Source organism: Micromonospora coerulea (assembly GCF_016598485.1).
Taxonomy (GTDB): domain Bacteria; phylum Actinomycetota; class Actinomycetes; order Mycobacteriales; family Micromonosporaceae; genus Micromonospora; species Micromonospora coerulea.
Genome location: NZ_JAEMUW010000004.1, coordinates 121,024 through 139,508 on the forward strand (window position 1 = coordinate 121,024; position 18,485 = coordinate 139,508).

Sequence of the window (18,485 nt, forward strand, 5' to 3'; positions counted from 1 at the left end):
CCCCGACGACCCCGGGAGCCCTGAACCTCCCGTGCTGATCGTCGTGGGTCTCGTACTCATCTTCGTGCTCACCGCCGCCACCGGTTACTTCGTGGCCCAGGAGTTCGGCTACGTCGCCGTGGACCGCGGCAAGCTCAAGCAGCTTGCCGACGGCGGCGACGTGTCCGCCGCCCGGGCCCTGGAAGTGACCGGCCGGCTGTCGTTCATGCTCTCCGGCGCCCAGCTCGGCATCACCGTGACCGCCCTGCTGGTCGGTTACGTCGCCGAGCCGTACCTGGGCGCCGGGCTGGCCGAGCTGCTCGGCGTCGCCGGGATCTCCACCGGGGTCAGCCTGCCGCTCTCGGTGGTGCTGGCCCTGATCCTCGCCACCGTGGTGCAGATGGTCCTCGGCGAGCTGGCCCCGAAGAACCTGGCCATCGCCCGCGCCGTACCCATCGCGCGGGCGCTGAGCCGGTCCACCCTGCTCTACCTGAAGCTCGCCGGCCCGGTGATCACCCTCTTCGACCGGGCCGCCGTCCGGCTGCTCCGCCGGATCGGCATCGAGCCGATCGAGGAACTGCCCAGCGGCGCCACCCCGGAGGACCTGGAGCAGATCATCGCCGAGTCCCGCGAGGAGGGCAGCCTCGACGCCGAGATGTCCGACCTGCTCGACCGGGGCCTGGACTTCCGCGAGCTGACCGCCGGGGAGGCCATGGTGCCCCGGGTCGACGTGCACACCGTGCGCGCCGACGAGCCGGTCAGCCGGGTCGTCGAACTGCTCGACACCGGCCACTCCCGCTTCCCGGTCCGCGGCGCGGAGGGCGTCGACGACCTGGTGGGCGTGGTCGGCATCGCCGACGTGCTCGGCGTGCCGCCGGCGCGGCGGGCGACCACCCGGGTCGGCGCCGTGGCCGTACCGCCGCTGCTGGTGCCGGAGACGCTGCCGCTGCCGACGGTGCTGGACCGGCTCCGGGTCGGCCACCGGCAGCTCGCCTGCGTGGTCGACGAGTACGGCGGCTTCGCCGGCGTGATCACCCTGGAGGACATCGCGGAGGAGCTGGTCGGGCCGATCCGCGACGAGGACGACCCGCCGGAGCGGGCCCCGGCCCGGCAGGACGACGGCTCCTGGGTGGTGCCGGCCCGCTGGCGGATCGACGAGGTCGCCGACAGCACCGGCATCTCACTGCCTGAGGCCCCCGAGTACGACACCATTTCCGGGCTGGTCATGCGGGAGCTGGGCCGGGTGCCCGAGGTCGGCGACCGGTTGGAGATCAGCCTCGCTGCCGACGGCGAGGAGCCCGACGTCGAGCCGCGCGCCCTGGTCGAGGTGCTGGCCGTGGACCGGCACGTCGCCGACTCGGTCCGGCTCCGGATGGCCGGGGTCGAGGGTCGGGAGGAGGCGGCATGAGCCCGGGCTTCGCGCTCTTCTTCTCCGCGATCCTCCTGGCGCTGAACGGCTTCTTCGTCGCCGCCGAGTTCGCCCTGGTGGCGTCCAAGCGCTACCGACTGGAGCAGGCGGCACCCGGCGGCGGTCGGGCCGCCCGGGCGGCGCTGGACGGCGTCCGCGAGCTGTCGCTGATGCTGGCCGGCGCGCAGCTCGGCATCACGCTGTGCACCCTGGGGCTGGGTGCCCTGGCCGAACCGGCCATCGAGCACCTGCTCAGCCCGCCGCTGCACGCGGTGGGCCTGCCCGACGCGGTCAGCCACCTGGTGGCGCTGCTCTTCGCCCTCGGCCTGGTGACGTTCCTGCACCTGGTGGTCGGCGAGTTGGCCCCGAAGTCGTGGGCGATCACCGACGCGGAGCGCTCCGCGACGCTGCTGGCGCTGCCCTTCCGGGCGTTCGCCCGGGTCGCCCGTCCGGTGCTCTCCGCGCTGAACGCGCTGGCCAACCTGATCCTGCGGCTGCTCGGGGTGCAGCAGCAGGACCAGCTCGCCCAGGTGCACGGCCCGGACGAGCTGCGCATCCTGCTGCAGCAGTCCCGCGAGCGCGGCCTGCTCGGCGCGGAGCAGCACCAGCTGCTGACCAGCATGCTGGAGCTGCAGGGCACCACGGTGGCGCAGGTGATGGAGCCGTTCGACCGGATCGTCACGGTCCGCCGGGATGACACCGCCGAGCGGATCGAGCACGTCTCCCGGGACAGCGGCCGATCCCGGCTGGCCGTGCTCGACGCCGGGGGCGAGGTCTGCGGCCTGGTGCACGTCCGGGAGGCGGTCCGGGCGGTCACCACCGGCCGGCCGGCGACCGCCGGTGAGCTGATGAGCCCGGCCTTCACCGTGCCCGGGGAGGCCTCGGTCACCGAGGCGGTGGCGGCGATGCGGGGCCGGCAGGCCCAACTGGCGCTGGTCAGCAACGGCGGCGGCCCGACCCGTCCGATCGGCTTCGTGGCCCTCGAGGACCTGCTGGAGGAGGTCATCGGGGAGTTCGACGACGAGACCGACCCGGTGCCCAGGGGCCGTCGTCTGCGCTGACGCTGCCGTACGTCCGATCGGCCGCCGGGTCCCCCGACCCGGCGGCCGGTCCGTCTCCACCGGGCCCGCCGCGCCCGGCTGCCGGATGGACGGGTGGCGGGCCCGGTCGTCGGTGTCGAGGTCAGGAGTGCCGGGCCGGGGACCGGGAATGCCGCCGGAGTCGGCGGCGAGGGCCCGGCGACGGGGATCGGGGGACGCGGTGCGGCTGACCGGGGTGTCGGCGGAGTCGGCCTGGACCGGGCTGTCGGTGAGCACCACCCTGACCAGTCCGAGCACCCGTCCCGGCCTGCGCCTGCCCGGTCGGGTGACGCTCGCCGCCGCCGGCGAGGACGTGCCGGTACGGCACATCCGGCTGGGCCTGGTCGCCCAGGCGGAACCGGAGGAGCCGAGTTCGCCGCGCCTGGTGCAGTACCACCAGGTGCCGGTCGCCGGCCGGTTCGTGGTGCCGGCCGGGCGGCGCCGGGCGGTGGACTTCGCGCTGCCGCTGCCCTGGGAGACCCCGGTGACGATCTTCGGCGGGGTGCCGCTGATGGGTCTGCGTACCGGTCTGCGGACCGAGGTGTCGGTGGACCCGGACCTGGACCAGGGCGCGATGGTGCCGGTCTTCGTCCATCCGCTCCCGACCCAGCAGCACATCCTCGCCGCGCTGGAAACCCTGGGCTTCGTGATGCGGCAGGCGGGCCTCCAGCAGGGCCGGCTGCCGGGGGTGGAGCAGACCCTGCCGGTGTACCAGCGGCTGGGCTACTGGGTGGCGCCGCTGTACGCCGGGCCGATCACCGAGTTGGAGGTGATCCTGGTGACCAACGCGGCGGGGGTGGAGGTGCTGCTCTGGATGGACCGCCGGCTGTCCTTGGCCGGGGTGACCCACCAGAGCATCAGCCGGTTCCGGGTGTGGCACGCGGGCCAGGAGCGGCGCGACTGGGTGGCCACCGTCGACGGGTGGCTGCGGCACGCCATCAACCGGCACGCGGCGGCAGCCTCCCACGCCGACTGGTCCGCGACGATCCGCGAGTCCGCCCATGTCAGCCGCCACCCCGACGAGCCGGTGGCCCCCGGCTACGGCCTGGGCGGCACGGCCGGCAGTGGCGGCATCGGCGGCGGCGGTAGCGACGGCACCTGACCTCGCCCCGCGCGCCGCCCTCCCGCGCCGATCACAAAGTTGTGGTGCCCGTTGTGCGACGAACGACGGCTCCGGGTCAGACGGAGGCGGTGGCGAGCTTGATGCTGAAGCCGAGGAAGAGGGCGGCGACCGCCGTGGTCCCGCCGACCGCGAGCGGGCGGCGGCGGTGGAACTGGGCGGCGAGGAAGGTGCCGGCGAAGATCAGCGCGGTCAGGTAGAGCGCGCTGGTGACCTGGGCGATCAGGCCGAGTAGCAGGAACGACAGCGCCGGCCAGGCGTACCCGGGCTCGACGAACTGGATGAAGAACGAGATGAAGAACAGGATCGCCTTCGGGTTGAGCAGGCTGATCACCAGCGCCTTGCGGAACGGGCTGCGCACCGCCGCCGGCTCGGCCGCGTCGATCAGCCGTGGCGTGGCCGGGTCGTTGCGGTCGCGCCAGCGCCGCCAGGCCCCGCGCAGCATCATCAACCCCACATAACCGAGGTACGCCGCGCCGGCGTACTTGATCACGAGGAAGAGCGGGGGGTACGCCTGGAGCAGCGACGCCACCCCGGCGGCGGAGAGGATCATCAGCACCGAGTCGCCGACGAACACCCCGCCCGCGGCCCGGTAGCCCGCCCCCACCCCGCGCCGCGCGGCGGTGGAGAGCACGAAGAGCGAGTTCGGCCCGGGCAGCAGGATGATCGCCACGGTCCCCAGCAGGTACGTCCAGATGTCGGTGATGCCCAGCACGCCGGTCATCATGACGCCACGGGCGCCGCCGGGCGAAGCCTTTCCCGGAGCCTGGCCTGTGCGTTCGGCCACTCGTCGGCGAGCATGGAGTAGAGCGCCGACTCCCGCCAGGTGCCGTCGGACCGGCGGCGGTTGGACCGCAGGGTGCCCTCCCGGGTGGCGCCGAGCCGCTCGATGGCGCGCTGCGAGCGCTCGTTGAGGGTGCTGGTCTGCCAGGTGACCCGGACGGCGTCCAGCTCCTCGAAGGCGCGGGTGAGCAGCAGCAGCTTCGCCTCGGTGTTGATCCCGGTGCGCCACCAGGCCCGGCCGAGCTGGGTGAAGCCGATCTCCATCGACCGCAGGTCCTCGTCCGGCTGGTAGTAGGAGGTGGTGCCGACCACCGCCCCGGTGGCGGCGCAGCGCTGCACCCACGGCACCCGTACGCCCCGCTGGTGATCGGCGAGCGCGACCCGGATGTAATCGGCCATGCCGGCCACGTCGGTGGGGCGGGGGCTGCCGACGTACCGCCAGACCTCGGGGTCGTCGAGGGCGACGTACAGCTCCTCGGCGTGCGCCAGGTCCAGCGGCTCCAGCAGCACGTGCTCGCCGCGCAGCACCGCCGGCTCCAGCCAGGGCGAGCGGGCCGGCCGCAGGTACGCCGGCACCGGCGCGGTCACCCCGGCGGCCGGCTCGGGCACCCCGGGGGTGAGCCGCAGCGGCAGCACCCCGGCCCAGTACGGCAGGTCGAGGTCGGCCGGGTCGTCGTTGACACCGCCGGTGCGGGCGCGGACCGACACCTCGCGCAGCGGCAGCGCCAGCACGGCCGTCTCGGCCAGTTCCCGGCGGCTCGGTGGGCGGCTGTCCGCGCTGCGTCCGGCGGCCTTCTCGACGAGCGCGGTGAGCGCGGCCACCTTCTCCCGTTCGTCGGTGACCAGGTGGGCGGTGCCGTGGGCGACCAGCGAGCGGTAGTTGGCGCTGTGGTGGAACTGGGAGCGGCCGTAGATCAGCGCGTCGAGCAGGGTCACCGCGACGCAGACCGGCAGGCCGGCTTCGCCCCGGGCGGCGAGCAGCGGCCGGCTGCCGGTGGAGCCGTGCAGGTAGAGCGTGTCGCCGACGCGGACGTGCAGGGTGGGGAGCACGCGCGGCTCGCCGTCCACCACGAATCCGAGCGTGCAGTGGTACGCCTCGTCCAGCACGGCGTGCGCGGCGGGCTCGTCGTAGCTCATCCGGTCCCGGGTGCGGGTGGCGGTGGTCCGGTCGGTGCGGGGGTACATGCGACATCCCACCTTTGTTCTAGTACAATCATCAAACTGTGGCAGCACATTATCAGATCGGTGGGTCGTCGTCGGCCGCCATTTCGGCAAGCGTGGAGGCCGGCATTCGGGGCGGAACGCTCGCGCCGGGCGACGCCCTGCCCGCCGTCCGGGCCCTCGCCGCCGAGCTGGCGGTCAGCCCGGCCACCGTCGCGAAGGCGTACCAGGAGCTGCGGCAGCGCGGCCTGGTGGTGACCGCCGGGCGGCACGGCACCCGGGTCCGCCCGCGGCCGCCGGTCGCCGCGCGCCGGGCCGGCCTGCTGCCGCCACCGCTGCCCGGCGCCCGTGACCTCTCCGCCGGGCAGCCCGACCCCCGGCTGCTCCCGCCGCTCGGTCCGCACCTGGCCGGGCTCGCCGCCGAGATCGGTGCGCCCACCGGGTACGCGGTCAGCGCCGTCGTCCCCGAGCTGGCCGACGCCGCCCGGGAGCGGCTCGCCGCCGACGGCGTGCCGGCCGCCGAGATCACCGTCACCGGCGGCGCGCTCGACGGCATCGAGCGCCTGCTCGCCGCTCACCTCCGCCCCGGCGACGCCGTGGCGGTCGAGGACCCCGGCTGGGCCAACCTGCTCGACCTGGTGGCCGCGCTCGGGCTGCGCGCCATCGGGGTACCGGTGGACGACGACGGCCCCACGGTCCCGGGCGTTCGGGCGGCCCTCGCGGCCGGGGCCCGCGCGCTGATCGTCACCAGCCGCGCCCAGAACCCGACCGGCGCCGCCGTGTCGGCCGACCGCGCCGAGGAGCTGCGGACGCTGCTCACCGGCCGGTCCGACCTGCTGCTGATCGAGGACGACCACGCCGCCGAGCTGGCCCGCGTACCGCTGCATCCGCTCGCCGGGGCGACCGCCGCCTGGGCCTTCGTCCGGTCGGTGAGCAAGCCCTACGGTCCGGACCTGCGGCTGGCGGTGCTCGCCGGGGACGAGGCGACGGTGGCCCGGGTGGCCGGCCGGGCCCGGGTCGGCGCCGGCTGGGTCTCCACCGTGCTGCAATGCCTGGTGCTGGCGCTCTGGCGCGACCCGGCCACCGCCGACCTGGTCCGCTGGGCGGGGGAGAGCTACGAGCGACGGCGGGACGGGCTGGTGGACGCGCTGGCCGCCCACGGCCTGGCCGCCCAGGGGCGGACGGGGATCAACATCTGGGTGCCGGTGGCGGACGAGACCATGGTGGTCACCGCGCTGCGCGACGCCGGCTGGTCGGTCGCCCCCGGCGCGCTGAACCGGATCGCCGCCGCCCCCGGTGTCCGGATCACCGTCAGCCCGCTCGACGAGGCCGACATCGAGCCGCTGGCGGCCGCCGTGGCCCGCGCGGCGCGCCCCGCCACGCCGGGCGGGTTCACCGCCTGACGGCCGGACGCATGTTCGCCGCCCGCGCGGGAATCCCGGGCCCGGAGGTGGTCGACCATGGCCTCGAACAGGTCCAGGACGCGAATCTTGATCGCCGTCGCGGTGGTGGTGATCATCGCGATCATCGCGATCGTGCTGGCGACGCGCGACGGCGGCGGTGGCGGTTACTGACGGTCGGAAACGTGCCGTCCGGCCGGCCGCACCCGGCGTCGGCCACGAAACCGGTATATAAAGTCGACATGGCCGAGCAGACCGAGCCCGCCCCGGGTGCCCAGGAGTTCATCCCGCCGCAGGCCGACACCATCGACGAACTGCGCGCCGCGGCGGCCGGCTGCCAGGGCTGCCAGCTCTACCGGAACGCCTCGCAGACCGTCTTCGGCCGGGGCGACGAGAGCGCCCGGGTGGTCTTCGTCGGCGAGCAGCCCGGCGACCTGGAGGACCAGAAGGGGCTGCCCTTCGTCGGGCCGGCCGGGCGGCTGCTCCGCAAGGCGGTCGACGACGCGGGCATCGACCCTGGTCACATCTATCTGACCAACGCCGTCGCGTTGTTCCGGGGATGTAGATACGCTACTGTCTCCGCCCATGACCTCTCCTGTCAGCGGAGCTTTACGACTACTAGGTGCCATCCGTCTATCCCGCCACCGGGGAGACGCTGACCCCACCACCAGCCCGGACCGTCAAGAGGCCGCCATCTTGACCGGGGCCGCCCTCCCCGACATCCGGGGGGAGGTGATCGGGTGGGCTAAAGACCTGGACGTGTCCGCCATCAAACTTAGCCCGTTTGAGCGTCCCGCCCTCGGGGCGTGGCTCCGGTCGGACCGTGTAAACGAGTTTGACGGCATCATGTGGTCCCGGCTGGACCGGGCCGTACGGTCCATGGCTGACCTTCACACCCTCGCCCAGTGGGCCACCACGCATCGAAAGCTGTTGGTGTTCGTCAGCGGCCCCGGTGGCGGGGCCATGAAGCTAGACATGCGGGCCGGACCCCTGGACCCGATCCCCCACCTCATCGTGACGATCCTTGCGTTTGCCGCCCAGATGGAAGCTCAAGCCATCACGGAACGCATCAAGGAAACCAAGGCGTACATGCGGCAGTCTGGCCGATGGGGCGGGGGCATGTACCCGTACCACCTGATCCCCGTTCGTCACGGGGTGGGCTGGAAGCTGGCCGACAACCCCGAAACCATGCCCATCCTTGAAGAAATCTTGAAGCGGGCCCTACGGGGGGACTCCAAGGCTTCCATTGCTGACTACCTGAACCAGCAGGGCTACCCGTCGCCCCGGGACTACCGCCACGAGAATTTGGGGCGTACCTGTACCGCCCCCATCATGGGGCGGGTGGAGGAAATCGGGGAGCTTGAAGGTATCGGGAAGGGCTTGACCATCCGCCCGGAGGCGGAGGGGGACCCGGTGAGGGTTCGCCTGTTCCCTGTCCACGCTCAATGGGCCGTGGAGGTTGGGGACCACGTAACCGAGGGTCAGCGGTTGACCCTGCCGATTCTGTGGAACGGTAAGACCATCCGGGACATGCTTTCGGATCGGGTGCTGTTGGGTGAGACGACCCTTGCCGGCAAGCCCGTTCTTGGCCCGGACGGTATGCCCGTTAAGCGGGCTGACCCGGTGATGAGTCGGGAGGATTGGGCCCGGTTGCAAGCCGTCATCAAGGAAGCCGGGGGAAGCCACGAGGGGAACGGTGGTGCCAGCAATAGAACCACCGGAGCGTCCCTGATGCTGGACATTGGATTCTGTGCCCTCTGCGGGGAAAAGCTCAATTTCCGGGCCCAAGCCAAGACCTACGCCAACCCCTACACGTATGCGTATTACAACTGCCGGAGTGCGTGGGGACAGCTCAAGCGGCAGACCAAGGAAGAACGCTGCCCGGCTAAGGCCATGGTTTCGGACGCGGTTGAAGCCCTGGCGGAGAAAATCCTCATGCACCACATCGGGGATGAACAGGTGTTGATTGAGGTTCCGGTTGCCCGGGAGTCTCACAAGGAAGAGTTGGAGGCCGCTACCGCCGCCCTAATCGACCTGACGGAGCGGACCATTGGCAAGCCGGAGGCTGTGCAGGCTATCTACCGGGGGCAGATTTCCGCCCTTGAGGTAAAGGTGGCGGAGCTGGCCGCCATGCCCGACCTTGAGGAACGGGTGGACTTCCGGGAGACGGGGAAGACGTACCGGCAGCTCTGGGAAGTCTCGGACCGCCAGGACCGCCGCCGGCTGTTGATGGAATCCGGCGTACGGGTGGAGGCCCGCCGCGTGATGGTCGGCAGCCCCCGACCGGGCCAGAGGCGAACCGACACCGGGGCTGGCGTCTCCCTCGGGCTGTTCCAGCGCCCGGAGCGGTACGGGGACGCTGCCGTTGAGCTGATCCTTGAGGACGGGGTACAGGTGGCCGTGTACCTGCCGACTGACCTCCGCAAGCGGGCCGGAGGCCGGGGTATCCCGCTCAGGTACGACGTGCTAACCCTGTTCTAAGCCGGCTGGACCTTGGGCCCCTGCCACCCTCCGGGGTGGTGGGGGCCCTATGCATCTTCGTTACCGTGTGGGGCGTTTACACGGGCCGGAAGTGGTCCATGCCACCCGGAGCATCCCCCGTTCGGTTGGAAGTTGCAGCGTGCGCAAGTTAAGGTTGGTATCGGGTTTACAAGATCCGGACAACAGGGCACACTCAACCATGACAAGCGCCCAACAGACCTAACCACCGCCCGGAAGGAACAGAGCATGCCTGCTCCCCGACTGCTCCCCGAGAATGAAGTCTTGACCGACTACCGCCGGCAAGGCTGGACGTACGCGCAGATTGCCGCCGAGTACGGGGTTAGCGAGCAAGCCGTTTACATGCGTCTCCGGAAGGCTAACGCGACCCGCAAGACGCCTGGCTATAAGCACCTAATCCCGTGGCGCGTGAAGCGTGAGCACACTTTCGCATTCCCTGCTCAGATGCTCCGGCTGTTGGGCCGGATCGAAAAGGGGGAGGTGCTGCCCCCCGTGAAGCAACGGATGCTGGACAAGTGGCTCCGGGAGGTCAAAGAGGCTGACGTTGTGGTGTCCTACAGCCCGGACCAGCCCCCGAACTACGCCAGCAAGGTTGGCGGGTTCTACTACAGCCGCCGCCGGCCCGAGGACGGTGATTCCCTCATCCGGGTTGAGGAAGGGGCGGAGGTTCGCACCTAAGAACCGGACAGCAAGGCAGAGGGGCCCCCACGGGGGCCCTTTCTGCTGGTCAGGGTGTTACGGGCCCCTGGACGCGCCCTGTTGGGGACGTGTAAGGTTTGGAACGTAAGGCAGAGGGGCACGGCCAACCGGACGGCACATCCGGGAAAGTCACCGCCCCTCTCCCTTGCCCCTCAACGTTTGGTCTGGAATCTTGGAGGCACCCCGAAATGACTGCCGCTTGTGACACCAACCCCGACCTGTTTTTCAGCGACAGCCCCGCCGACGTGGAAGCCGCTAAGGACGGGTGCCTTGACTGCCCCCTGTCCCGCTTCAACGCTTGCCAGGCTGAGGGTTGGCGGCATGAGTACGGGGTGTTCGGGGGGCTGTCCGGGGATGACCGGAAGGCCGCCGACCCGGCGCGGTACAAGTACCTGGTGATGGGCAAGCAGTACGACGGGGCCCGGGTGGACAAGCGGATCATTGCCGGCCGGATGACGGAGACTGAGGCCGCCCGGGAGATGGGCGACCAGTCGCCCCGGGACAAGGCCCTTGCCCTGCTGACCGCTGGCAAGACTTCCAAAGAGGTAGCGGACACGTTGGGCGTCAACCGCAACACCGTCCGGTATTGGGCCGCTCAGGCGCGGACCAACTAGCCCTCTACCTGCAAATACGTGGGATCTGTCACAGAGTGTCAGCTAGTGATCTTGTTTAAGTGAACCTTAAGATCATGGCCTGCCCGGTGATCCCCATTCACCCCCCGGTTCGGGGTGGAGGATGAAACTCCCGGGTACAAAAAAGGGGAAGCACCAATGACCGCCGTTGCCAGCAGCGCGAGTGATACCGGAATCATGCTCCGAGTCAGCCCGGAGGCCCTGGCTCAACCTTTCCTGTTGCTGGACGAGGGGCACACGGCCCACGTCCGGGACATGGACGTTTTGCTAGACCACCCGGAGGTTATCTCTGTGGTCCGGTTCCACTTCTACACCGGGACTGGCTATGAGGTGCTTTTCTCCGGGGCGTGTGAGGCGGACGACTTTGCCGCCTGTATCGCGCTAGTCAGCCGGGCTAACATCGTTCACGTTGAGCCGTGGGGCTGGAACGCCAGCGGCTACGCGGTGACCCGCTCTCTGCACTGGGAACGGTCCAACACCTACAACTGAACGCCGGCCCGGGGGCCCTGTTGGGGCCCCCTATTATTGGGGGGAAGGTTTGGTCTGTATAGCTAGAGGGGGTGAGGCGTGACGGTAAAGCACCGGAGCGTTAGTCAGTTGTCCACGTTCAGCAAGTGCGGAGAGCAGTACCGGCTAGAGAAAGTGGCTCGGGCCCCTGGCCGCCCGGCTGCCTGGTTCCACCAGGGAACGGCGTTCCACACCGTGGCGGAGGCTTGGGAGCGGAACTACCGGCAGGATTTCCCCGGGGACATGCTGGACCTGTACGAAACCGAGTTTGACCGGCTGGTTGCTGCCGACATGGAGCGTGAGCCGAACCTAGCCCGGTGGATGACCGGGGGCCGGGTGAAGGCCGAGGATGACATAGCCCGTAGGCGCGTCAGAGGGGCTGAGCAGGTCCAGGGGTACATGGACTATGCGCTAGCCGATTCCGGCCGCGTGTGGCGAGATAAGGACGGTCTACCGGCCCTTGAAGTTGAATTCCGGCTAGACCTGGACGGCGTGGAGGTTGTGGGCTTCATTGACCAGCTCTGGGAATGGCCCACGGGCCAGGTTGGGCCCCGTGACCTCAAGACCGGAAGCAAGCTGCCCGATTGGCTGGTGCAGCTAGGCGTATACCGGCTGGCAATTGAAGACCTGTACGGCTTCCTGCCCATGTGGGGTGACTACTACATGGCTAAGAACAACCGGCCGGAAAAGCCGTACGACCTCACCACGTTTACACGGGAGAGGGTCACCCGGTGGTTTCACGACCTGGACAACGGAGTAAAGGCGGGAGTCTTCCTGCCCAACCCGGGGGACGGTTGCCGTACGTGTGGCGTCTCGGATTTCTGTTCCGCCGTTGGCTCCCGTGCCGACGAATACCCACCCATCCCCAAGGAGGTTTAAACGTGCTGGCTTACAGCTTCAAGGTGAATGACCGTGTGCGGTACACGGCCAAGAGTGCGGAGTACAACAATCCGCTCATGGTTGGCAAGCTTGGCAAGGTGGTTGCCGTCACTGGCCCCGATTCCGTCCGGGTGCAGTGGGATGGACAGGACCACGACCAGGGGCACTTTCCGGAGAATCTGGAAAAGGAATGGTTCACCAAGGATGACCGGGTGGTGTTCCGCCGCAAGCGGGGTGCTCAGCGCACGAACCTTGAGGGGAAGACTGGCACCGTCGTTGTCACTCCGCTAGTCCATAACGGGCTGGTGCGGGTGCGGTTCGACCATGACGGGGTGGCTTCCCTCTGCTACACGGACAACCTTGAGCGGACCACTGAGGCTAAGCGATTCCGCGAGGGTGACCGGGTGATCCACCGGGCCAAGCGGGGGAGCTTCCCTGCCCTTGAGGGCATGTTCGGCACCGTCAAGATTGACCAGGGCAACAGTGACATTGTGCGCGTCCTATTCGACCACCAGGGGGACCGGGTGAGCGTGTGGGCGGAAAACCTCGGATACGCCGGCGTGTTGGCGGAAGGTAAGGTTAGTACGACCGCTGCGAAGCCGGGTGAAACGCTCCGACTCCGGGCCCGGAAGCTTGAGGATGAGGCCAAGGCCCTTGAGGCTGAGGCTTCCGCCAAGGGCGCTGAGGCGACCGTCAGGCGACAGCAGGCCAAGACGCTACGGGACGCCGCCGTAATCGTGGAAGCTGCCTAACAACCAATGGAGGTACCTACTTTGATTGACCCGACCCGTGACGATTTCGTGCTGAGCTTCAAGCCGCACGCCGGTTACGACTCCCCGCTACTGGCAATCAAGGACGCTACGGCCGCCGGCCTGGCGGACAAGGTGGGAAGCGTGGAGGCTACCGGCCTGTTCGCCATCATCGGCAACGCTGACACCGCCTTTAAGGCCGCCTGGAATCTCGCCAAGGGGCTTGACGCAACCCCGGTTGCCCACCCCTCCACCGTGCCGGCTACGGGCTACGCTCCGCCGGCTCAGGCGGCCCCTGCCGCCGCTCCGGCTGGTGCCCCTCCGGGTATGACCGCCCCGAGCTGCCCCCACGGCGTGAAGACGTACAAGACGGGCCAGAGCGCCCGGGGTGCGTGGCAGGCGTGGATGTGCCCCGCCCGGAAGGGTGACCCGGGCCAGTGCCCGCCGCAGTGGATTAAGTGACCTCTCTCCTTTTTTTTTGAGGGCAAGGTTTGGTCTGGATTCTTTGGGTCCGCCGGCAACGATGACCGGCGGGCCCCCTCCCTGAGAATGGAGCTGCCCCGTGACGTACCCGGTAAATGAGTCCCTGGCGGAGCGGGTGCTTGCCACCCTCAAGAACACCCCGGAGGGGCTGACTGACTTTGAGATTGCCGGCCGTTTAGACGCCTACCTTTCCAGCGTCAACGCCACCCGTAATGCCCTGATGAAGCGGGGGAAGGTTCGACGCTCCGGGGTTTACCGGCCCTCGGGCCGGGGCGGCATGGCTACCGTGTGGGTAGCCGCCTAATGCTGACCCTGACCCGTGCCAAGCTTTCCCGGGGTTCCGCTGGTGAACCTCTGCCCACCGTCTTTAAGAGCCTGGCCGCTGAGGGAATCCATTTCCGGCGGGGACAGCTCACCTTGATTGCTGCCGCTCCGGGTGTCGGTAAGTCTGTGATGGCCCTGACTAACGCTCTCCGGGCTGGTTGCCCGGGGTATTACGCCTCCGCCGATACAGACGCCTTCACCATGTACCTACGGGCCGGAGCCATGTTCACCGGGTGGAGTACGTCCGACATTGAGCATGCCGTTATGCACGGCAACACCGCTCAGGTAGACGCCTTGCTTGAGAGCAAGTCTGATGTGCGGATGGATTTCGCCGGCCGTATTGAGCTGGATTCGCTAGAGGCTGACCTCAAGGCGTACGCCATGACGTACGGGGAATGGCCGCACTTCATCGTCATTGACAACATCTCCAACCTTGAAAGTGAGGGGGAGGGCTACCAGGCGTTGGAGGCGTCTTGTGACTACCTCCACGAATTGGGCCGGGAAACCGGGGCTGCCATTATCGCGCTCCACCACGTAACGGGTGAGTACGACGACGGCATTAAGCCCGTGCCCCTGTCGGGACTCCGGGGCAAGATTTCCAAGGTGCCGGAGATGATCCTTACCCTGTTCCGCAACCAGGAAAGTAACCGGCTCTTTGTCTGCCCGGTGAAGAACCGGACCGGCAAGAATGCTGCCGCCGCTAACTGGTTTATCCCGCTGGACTACGACCCTTCCTGTATGCGGCTGGCCGACCTTCCGGCGGGTGCCAGTGCGTGAGTGCGTGGTGTGTGGTGGGGAGCTGACCGGGAGCCAACGAAAGTACGACGGGGAAGCGTGCCGCAAGGTGCAGGGCCGGGCTGACTGGATTGCCAAGACATACGGGGTAACCCTGATGGAGTGGCAGGCCATTTGGCTACACCAGGGGGAACAGTGCGCAATCTGTAAAAGGCCACCGCGGACCAAAGCGGACGGCACGGAAGAAACCTTTCACCTGGACCACGAACACGCTAAGGGCCAGGCCGGGCCAGTGCGAGGCATCCTGTGCCCGTACTGCAATACCCGGCTGGTAGGCCGCCTCAAGAGTGCTGAGCGGGCCCAAGCCCTAGCGGACTATCTCCACGCTCCGCCGGCTACGTCCGCCCTCGGGCGGGTTGTGATCGCACCTGGCAGGCCACCCAAGAAACGGCGGCCCCGCCGCAAGCGGGCCGCTTAGCTGTTGGGTGATGATAAGGTTAGGAACGTAAGGGAGGGGGGCACGGAATGAGCGAAGAGAAACCGCCGATTGATCGAATCCTTGAGCACTACGGGGCAAATTCCGTGCCCTCCGGTGGCGGATGGCGGAGGATGCGGTGCCCTTTCCAGGAATACGACCGGAACCCGTCAGCGTCCGTGAACACGGTTATTGGCCGCTTCAAGTGCTTTAGCTGTGGAATCAATGAAGACGCATACGGACTAGTCATGTGGAAGGGGGATGCTAATGACTTCCCTAGTGCCAAGCGTTTCGTCCAGGACCTTTATGGACGAAGCTTCGGAGACGTATTACCAGAGTCTCAAGACGGCAGAAAACGCCGTGGAGTATTTGAGGAGTCGGGCCCTGTCCGGGGCCAACGTTCAGTATTTCAGGCTCGGGTACGTCGAAAGCCCCTTAACGGGGCATGAGAAATACGCGGGGAAGCTGTGCATTCCCTACGTCACCCGCTCGGGTGTTGTCTCCCTCCGGTTCCGGGCCATCCCGGAGCGGAACCCGGACCACCAGCCGGAGACGGACCCGTTGCTAGACACCGTTTACACGGGCCACCTCCCGGAGCTGGACGCTGAGATTGACGAACAGTTCCCGGAGCAATCCGAATGGTTGCCGATTGCGGGCCCTAAGTACATGAGCATGCCGGGGGACATGCACCGCATGTTCAACACCCGGGACCTGGACCGCCGGGAATCGTTCGTGTGCATCACTGAGGGCGAGTTTGACGCCATGGCCGCCCACCAGGCCGGATTGCCGGCCGTAGCGGTTCCCGGGGTTAACGGCTGGTCTAGCTGGTGGGCACGGTGCTTCAAGGGTTATGAGGCCGTTTACATCCTCTGCGACAACGACGACAAGGGCCAGGGTGCGGCTTTCGGGGACAAGATTGCCGCCCAAGTTTCCAACTCCCGGGTAGTGCTGATGCCTCCCGGACATGACGTGAATTCGTTTGTGATCGCTGAGGGCCCGGAGGCCCTGGCCGCAAAGATTGGGGGGAAGCCGTGAACGTAGGTGACCGGGTAATCATCAGGGGTCGGAACACGGGTGGCACCCACCGGACCGGGGACGTTGGGCTTATCACCGGGTACGACCCGGAGGAAGACGCCTGGCCGTATGACGTGAGCGTGCGCGGGTTCTCCCACCCGTACGCCTCCGATGAGCTGGCGCTAGTGCCCGGCTACAACCTCCCTCCCGTGGTCCCTGAGGGCATGACGCCTGACGCCCTGGCGGAGTACGTGGGGGCGTTCGTGAAGCTGGCTCAGGGCCGAATCAAGGGCACCGGGGCTGACCAGTACGCCACCCCGGAGGGGCAGCGATTCGAGCGGATGACGCCCGGGGAGCTGGTCGAGTGGGCCCGAGAGGAAGCGCAAGACCTGGCCGTGTACGCGGCAATGCTTGACATCCGGCTTGCCCGGGTTGCTGACGCCCTTAAGCGGAAGGGGATTGCTGATGCTGCGTAACTGGTTCCGCCGGCCGTCTGCTGACGACACGTACGCGGTTGAGATTACGGATGAGCCGGAATACATGCCGGCCGTGGAGGTTTCCGGGGTTGAAATGGCTATCCCGGTTCGGAAGCTTGCCGCCCTCTTTGTTGAGCAGGGTTGGCAGCTAGCCATTGACGGTAAGCGTCCAAAGGAAGCCGACCCGGACGACATCAAGGCGGTAATTGCTGGACTGATTGACACCCTGGCTACTTCCCCGGATGTCACGTACGCCACGGGTTTTCGCTTCCTGATGCTCCGGGACCAGGACTACACCAGCGATTTTGACCTGTACCTGTACGCCGGCCGCGTGACCCTTGCAGACATGGAGGATGAAGCCGAATGACTGAACGAATCGTCATCCTTCCCGATACTCAGTTTCCGCTACATGACCCGATCTTTACCCGCAAGCTGGCCGAATTCATTTGGGACTACCAGCCTGACGCCGTGGCCCACGTCGGGGACCTGACGGATTCCTCGGAGTTGGGTCGGTGGGTGCGGGGACTCCGGGGCCAGTTCTCCGGAGGGCTGGAAGGTGGCTTCCAGGCCACCCGGGATTGGCTGGCCTACATCCGGAAGGGCTATGACGGGCCCTTTCACCTCAGCCGGGCCAACCATGATGACCGGCTAGAGAACGCCATTGAGCGTTACCTCCCGGAGCTGGCCGGGCTGACCGTCAAGGGGCACGTCTTGAGCATTGAGAACGCCCTTGACTATGACGGGTTCGGGATCGACTACCACCGGGACTACTACGAGCTTGCCCCGGGCTGGTTGCTGACTCACGGGGATTGGGGTTCCCTGTCGTCCATCCCTGGCAACACCGCGCTATTGCAAGCCAAGCAGCTTGGCAAGTCTGTTGTCTGTGGTCACACCCACCGGGCCGGGCTGGTTGCCGGCCCCCTGACCTCCAACCACCAGAGCGTGGAGGTTATGGGCATGGAGGTTGGGCACGCCATGGACCAGCGGCAGGCCACCTACCTAAAGGGTGGCAAGAACGCCTGGCACCACGCTTTCGGAATCCTCCGGGTTGAGCGTGGGAACAAGAAAAAGGCGCGGGTGTACCCGGAAATCGTAATGGTTCAGTCTGACTATTCATTCATGGTGGATGGTCAGCGTTGGAGGGGGGAGCGGTAATGGCCGACAATGACGAGGTTTTCGCCAATCGAATTCTTGAGATTTCGGAAGACATCGCCACTACCTATGCCTTCCTCTACAAGTGGGAAAAGGACGAGGTTAAGAGCCTTGCCATTGAGGCGGCATACGTCCGCCGACAGTTCCTTGATGTGACGCTTGCCGAGAACAAGGGCATGGTCTACCACATCTTGCAGCAAGCCGTTAAGACGCACATGCGCAAGGAACGGGTCCGGTCCCTGGCGGAAACTGACGCTTACTTTTATGACCCGGAGTACGTGCGGCTGTTCCTCCCGTATTTCTTTGCCCAGGAAGATTGGGTCAAGGGCCCGCTCAATGAGGACAGCGTGGCCGAGTTCCAGACCACGGAAGCCATTGACACCGCCCTTGACATCAAGGGGGCATGGTCGGGACTCAAGGACCATCAGTACGCCGTAATCATGGCCCGGCATGTCACCGCCCGCCCCACGGATGACGGGGGCGTTGATTGGGACCTGATCGCTGAGGTTGTGGGCCGGAAGAACAGCAAGAGTGCCCGGGAGGCGTACACGGAAGCCACACGGGAGCTGACTTTCGCTATGAACGTCAGCCGGACTCGCCGAACCAGCGCCCACCAGGGCCCCGGGGCCCGCCAGGCAATCAGTAACGCGGCGGCTGGTGTCGCCATTTCCTCTGGCAAGTAAGTTTAGTCTGTAACCTTTGGAGGTTCACTCATGCAGTTTGACTTTAACGGTATCGACCCTAACCGCGTGATGCGTTTCGCCATGGTGGCAATTGCGCTTGTGGTTGTCCTGATGGTCAGTCTTTCCCTGGCCGTGGCGGTAATCGTTACCGCCCTCTTCGGAACGCCGTTCCTGCTCACCCTGGCAATCAGCTTTATCGGGGTTTACCTGCTGTTCCGGCTGTTCAGCTAACAGCCCCCATCCCGAGC

Annotated in this window: 23 protein-coding genes and 1 pseudogene; 22 read left to right on the forward strand and 2 right to left on the reverse strand. The window is 67.4% G+C overall.

Annotated features, from left to right (window positions below; translation table 11 throughout):
• Positions 1 to 31 precede the first annotated feature (31 nt).
• The 3 genes from I8N68_RS07170 to I8N68_RS07180 all read left to right on the forward strand — a co-directional run bounded on the left by I8N68_RS07170 (position 32) and on the right by I8N68_RS07180 (position 3,568).
• Positions 32 to 1,387, forward strand: a complete 1,356-nt coding sequence (locus I8N68_RS07170) for a hemolysin family protein (RefSeq protein WP_200209060.1) — start codon at positions 32 to 34, stop codon at positions 1,385 to 1,387.
• Positions 1,384 to 2,448: a hemolysin family protein gene (locus I8N68_RS07175; protein ID WP_200209061.1), complete on the forward strand. Its 1,065-nt coding sequence runs from the start codon at positions 1,384 to 1,386 to the stop codon at positions 2,446 to 2,448. Before I8N68_RS07170 ends, I8N68_RS07175 begins: the two co-directional genes overlap by 4 nt.
• A 199-nt stretch (positions 2,449 to 2,647) precedes the next feature.
• On the forward strand, positions 2,648 to 3,568 hold the full coding sequence (locus I8N68_RS07180) for a sporulation protein (protein WP_200209302.1): 921 nt from the start codon (positions 2,648 to 2,650) through the stop codon (positions 3,566 to 3,568).
• 76 nt (positions 3,569 to 3,644) lie between these two features.
• Here the strand turns inward: I8N68_RS07180 and leuE are convergent, their stop codons facing one another.
• Both leuE and I8N68_RS07190 read right to left on the reverse strand, forming a co-directional pair.
• Positions 3,645 to 4,313, reverse strand: coding sequence for a leucine efflux protein LeuE (leuE, locus tag I8N68_RS07185; protein ID WP_200209062.1), 669 nt, complete (start codon positions 4,311 to 4,313; stop codon positions 3,645 to 3,647).
• Positions 4,310 to 5,554, reverse strand: a complete 1,245-nt coding sequence (locus tag I8N68_RS07190) for a bifunctional pyridoxamine 5'-phosphate oxidase family protein/GNAT family N-acetyltransferase (RefSeq protein WP_200209063.1) — start codon at positions 5,552 to 5,554, stop codon at positions 4,310 to 4,312. The genes leuE and I8N68_RS07190 overlap by 4 nt, the downstream gene beginning before the upstream one ends.
• 38 nt (positions 5,555 to 5,592) lie before the next feature.
• Between I8N68_RS07190 and I8N68_RS07195 the strand changes: the two genes are divergently transcribed.
• The 19 genes and pseudogenes from I8N68_RS07195 (at position 5,593) to I8N68_RS07285 (ending at position 18,468) form a co-directional block, all read left to right on the forward strand.
• Positions 5,593 to 6,933 (forward strand): aminotransferase class I/II-fold pyridoxal phosphate-dependent enzyme, encoded by a 1,341-nt coding sequence (locus I8N68_RS07195; protein ID WP_200209064.1) that lies wholly within the window; start codon positions 5,593 to 5,595, stop codon positions 6,931 to 6,933.
• 239 nt (positions 6,934 to 7,172) lie between these two features.
• A complete protein-coding gene (locus I8N68_RS07200) occupies positions 7,173 to 7,589 on the forward strand; it encodes a uracil-DNA glycosylase family protein (RefSeq protein WP_234038935.1) in 417 nt (138 codons plus the stop codon).
• On the forward strand, positions 7,516 to 9,411 hold the full coding sequence (locus I8N68_RS07205; protein WP_200209065.1) for a recombinase family protein: 1,896 nt from the start codon (positions 7,516 to 7,518) through the stop codon (positions 9,409 to 9,411). The genes I8N68_RS07200 and I8N68_RS07205 overlap by 74 nt, the downstream gene beginning before the upstream one ends.
• Before the next feature lie 282 nt (positions 9,412 to 9,693).
• Positions 9,694 to 10,107 carry a helix-turn-helix domain-containing protein gene (locus tag I8N68_RS07210; RefSeq protein WP_200209066.1) on the forward strand — a complete coding sequence of 138 codons (414 nt, stop codon included), beginning with the start codon at positions 9,694 to 9,696 and terminating at the stop codon, positions 10,105 to 10,107.
• A gap of 209 nt (positions 10,108 to 10,316) precedes the next feature.
• On the forward strand, positions 10,317 to 10,742 hold the full coding sequence (locus I8N68_RS07215) for a WhiB family transcriptional regulator (RefSeq protein ID WP_200209067.1): 426 nt from the start codon (positions 10,317 to 10,319) through the stop codon (positions 10,740 to 10,742).
• Positions 10,743 to 10,898: 156 nt separating this feature from the next.
• Positions 10,899 to 11,249 carry a hypothetical protein gene (locus I8N68_RS07220; protein ID WP_200209068.1) on the forward strand — a complete coding sequence of 117 codons (351 nt, stop codon included), beginning with the start codon at positions 10,899 to 10,901 and terminating at the stop codon, positions 11,247 to 11,249.
• A 108-nt stretch (positions 11,250 to 11,357) separates the two neighbouring features.
• On the forward strand, positions 11,358 to 12,146 hold the full coding sequence (locus I8N68_RS07225) for a RecB family exonuclease (RefSeq protein WP_200209069.1): 789 nt from the start codon (positions 11,358 to 11,360) through the stop codon (positions 12,144 to 12,146).
• Positions 12,147 to 12,148: 2 nt separating this feature from the next.
• On the forward strand, positions 12,149 to 12,898 hold the full coding sequence (locus I8N68_RS07230; protein ID WP_200209070.1) for a hypothetical protein: 750 nt from the start codon (positions 12,149 to 12,151) through the stop codon (positions 12,896 to 12,898).
• A 21-nt stretch (positions 12,899 to 12,919) separates the two neighbouring features.
• Positions 12,920 to 13,357 carry a D29-gp49 family protein gene (locus I8N68_RS07235; RefSeq protein WP_200209071.1) on the forward strand — a complete coding sequence of 146 codons (438 nt, stop codon included), beginning with the start codon at positions 12,920 to 12,922 and terminating at the stop codon, positions 13,355 to 13,357.
• A 100-nt stretch (positions 13,358 to 13,457) separates the two neighbouring features.
• Complete coding sequence (locus I8N68_RS07240; protein ID WP_200209072.1) at positions 13,458 to 13,682, forward strand: hypothetical protein; 225 nt, start codon at positions 13,458 to 13,460, stop codon at positions 13,680 to 13,682.
• A complete protein-coding gene (locus tag I8N68_RS07245) occupies positions 13,682 to 14,479 on the forward strand; it encodes an AAA family ATPase (RefSeq protein ID WP_200209073.1) in 798 nt (265 codons plus the stop codon). The genes I8N68_RS07240 and I8N68_RS07245 overlap by 1 nt, the downstream gene beginning before the upstream one ends.
• Entirely contained in the window at positions 14,391 to 14,915 is a 525-nt protein-coding gene (locus tag I8N68_RS34185; RefSeq protein WP_372433684.1) for an endonuclease domain-containing protein, read from the forward strand. The genes I8N68_RS07245 and I8N68_RS34185 overlap by 89 nt, the downstream gene beginning before the upstream one ends.
• 131 nt (positions 14,916 to 15,046) lie before the next feature.
• A pseudogene (locus I8N68_RS34190) lies at positions 15,047 to 15,190 on the forward strand (CHC2 zinc finger domain-containing protein); the annotation flags it as partial.
• A gap of 28 nt (positions 15,191 to 15,218) precedes the next feature.
• Positions 15,219 to 15,947, forward strand: a complete 729-nt coding sequence (locus tag I8N68_RS07260) for a toprim domain-containing protein (RefSeq protein ID WP_234038937.1) — start codon at positions 15,219 to 15,221, stop codon at positions 15,945 to 15,947.
• The gene (locus tag I8N68_RS07265; protein ID WP_200209077.1) at positions 15,944 to 16,402 is read left to right on the forward strand and encodes a hypothetical protein; all 459 of its coding nucleotides are present in this window, start codon (positions 15,944 to 15,946) and stop codon (positions 16,400 to 16,402) included. Before I8N68_RS07260 ends, I8N68_RS07265 begins: the two co-directional genes overlap by 4 nt.
• Positions 16,392 to 16,769, forward strand: coding sequence for a hypothetical protein (locus I8N68_RS07270; protein ID WP_200209078.1), 378 nt, complete (start codon positions 16,392 to 16,394; stop codon positions 16,767 to 16,769). Before I8N68_RS07265 ends, I8N68_RS07270 begins: the two co-directional genes overlap by 11 nt.
• Positions 16,766 to 17,557: a hypothetical protein gene (locus tag I8N68_RS07275; RefSeq protein WP_200209079.1), complete on the forward strand. Its 792-nt coding sequence runs from the start codon at positions 16,766 to 16,768 to the stop codon at positions 17,555 to 17,557. Before I8N68_RS07270 ends, I8N68_RS07275 begins: the two co-directional genes overlap by 4 nt.
• Positions 17,557 to 18,237 carry a hypothetical protein gene (locus I8N68_RS07280; protein WP_200209080.1) on the forward strand — a complete coding sequence of 227 codons (681 nt, stop codon included), beginning with the start codon at positions 17,557 to 17,559 and terminating at the stop codon, positions 18,235 to 18,237. The genes I8N68_RS07275 and I8N68_RS07280 overlap by 1 nt, the downstream gene beginning before the upstream one ends.
• Before the next feature lie 30 nt (positions 18,238 to 18,267).
• A complete protein-coding gene (locus tag I8N68_RS07285) occupies positions 18,268 to 18,468 on the forward strand; it encodes a hypothetical protein (RefSeq protein WP_200209081.1) in 201 nt (66 codons plus the stop codon).
• Positions 18,469 to 18,485 lie beyond the last annotated feature (17 nt).

Coding starts and splice junctions, on each gene's coding strand:
- I8N68_RS07175 (WP_200209061.1), top strand. CDS start 1,384: ATGAGCCCGGGCTTCGCGCTCTTCTTCTCCGCGATCCTCCTGGCGCTG.
- leuE (WP_200209062.1), bottom strand. CDS start 4,313: ATGATGACCGGCGTGCTGGGCATCACCGACATCTGGACGTACCTGCTG.
- I8N68_RS07190 (WP_200209063.1), bottom strand. CDS start 5,554: ATGTACCCCCGCACCGACCGGACCACCGCCACCCGCACCCGGGACCGG.
- I8N68_RS07200 (WP_234038935.1), top strand. CDS start 7,173: ATGGCCGAGCAGACCGAGCCCGCCCCGGGTGCCCAGGAGTTCATCCCG.
- I8N68_RS07205 (WP_200209065.1), top strand. CDS start 7,516: ATGACCTCTCCTGTCAGCGGAGCTTTACGACTACTAGGTGCCATCCGT.
- I8N68_RS07215 (WP_200209067.1), top strand. CDS start 10,317: ATGACTGCCGCTTGTGACACCAACCCCGACCTGTTTTTCAGCGACAGC.
- I8N68_RS07220 (WP_200209068.1), top strand. CDS start 10,899: ATGACCGCCGTTGCCAGCAGCGCGAGTGATACCGGAATCATGCTCCGA.
- I8N68_RS07245 (WP_200209073.1), top strand. CDS start 13,682: ATGCTGACCCTGACCCGTGCCAAGCTTTCCCGGGGTTCCGCTGGTGAA.
- I8N68_RS34185 (WP_372433684.1), top strand. CDS start 14,391: ATGCTGCCGCCGCTAACTGGTTTATCCCGCTGGACTACGACCCTTCCT.
- I8N68_RS07260 (WP_234038937.1), top strand. CDS start 15,219: ATGGACGAAGCTTCGGAGACGTATTACCAGAGTCTCAAGACGGCAGAA.
- I8N68_RS07270 (WP_200209078.1), top strand. CDS start 16,392: ATGCTGCGTAACTGGTTCCGCCGGCCGTCTGCTGACGACACGTACGCG.
- I8N68_RS07275 (WP_200209079.1), top strand. CDS start 16,766: ATGACTGAACGAATCGTCATCCTTCCCGATACTCAGTTTCCGCTACAT.
- I8N68_RS07280 (WP_200209080.1), top strand. CDS start 17,557: ATGGCCGACAATGACGAGGTTTTCGCCAATCGAATTCTTGAGATTTCG.
- I8N68_RS07285 (WP_200209081.1), top strand. CDS start 18,268: ATGCAGTTTGACTTTAACGGTATCGACCCTAACCGCGTGATGCGTTTC.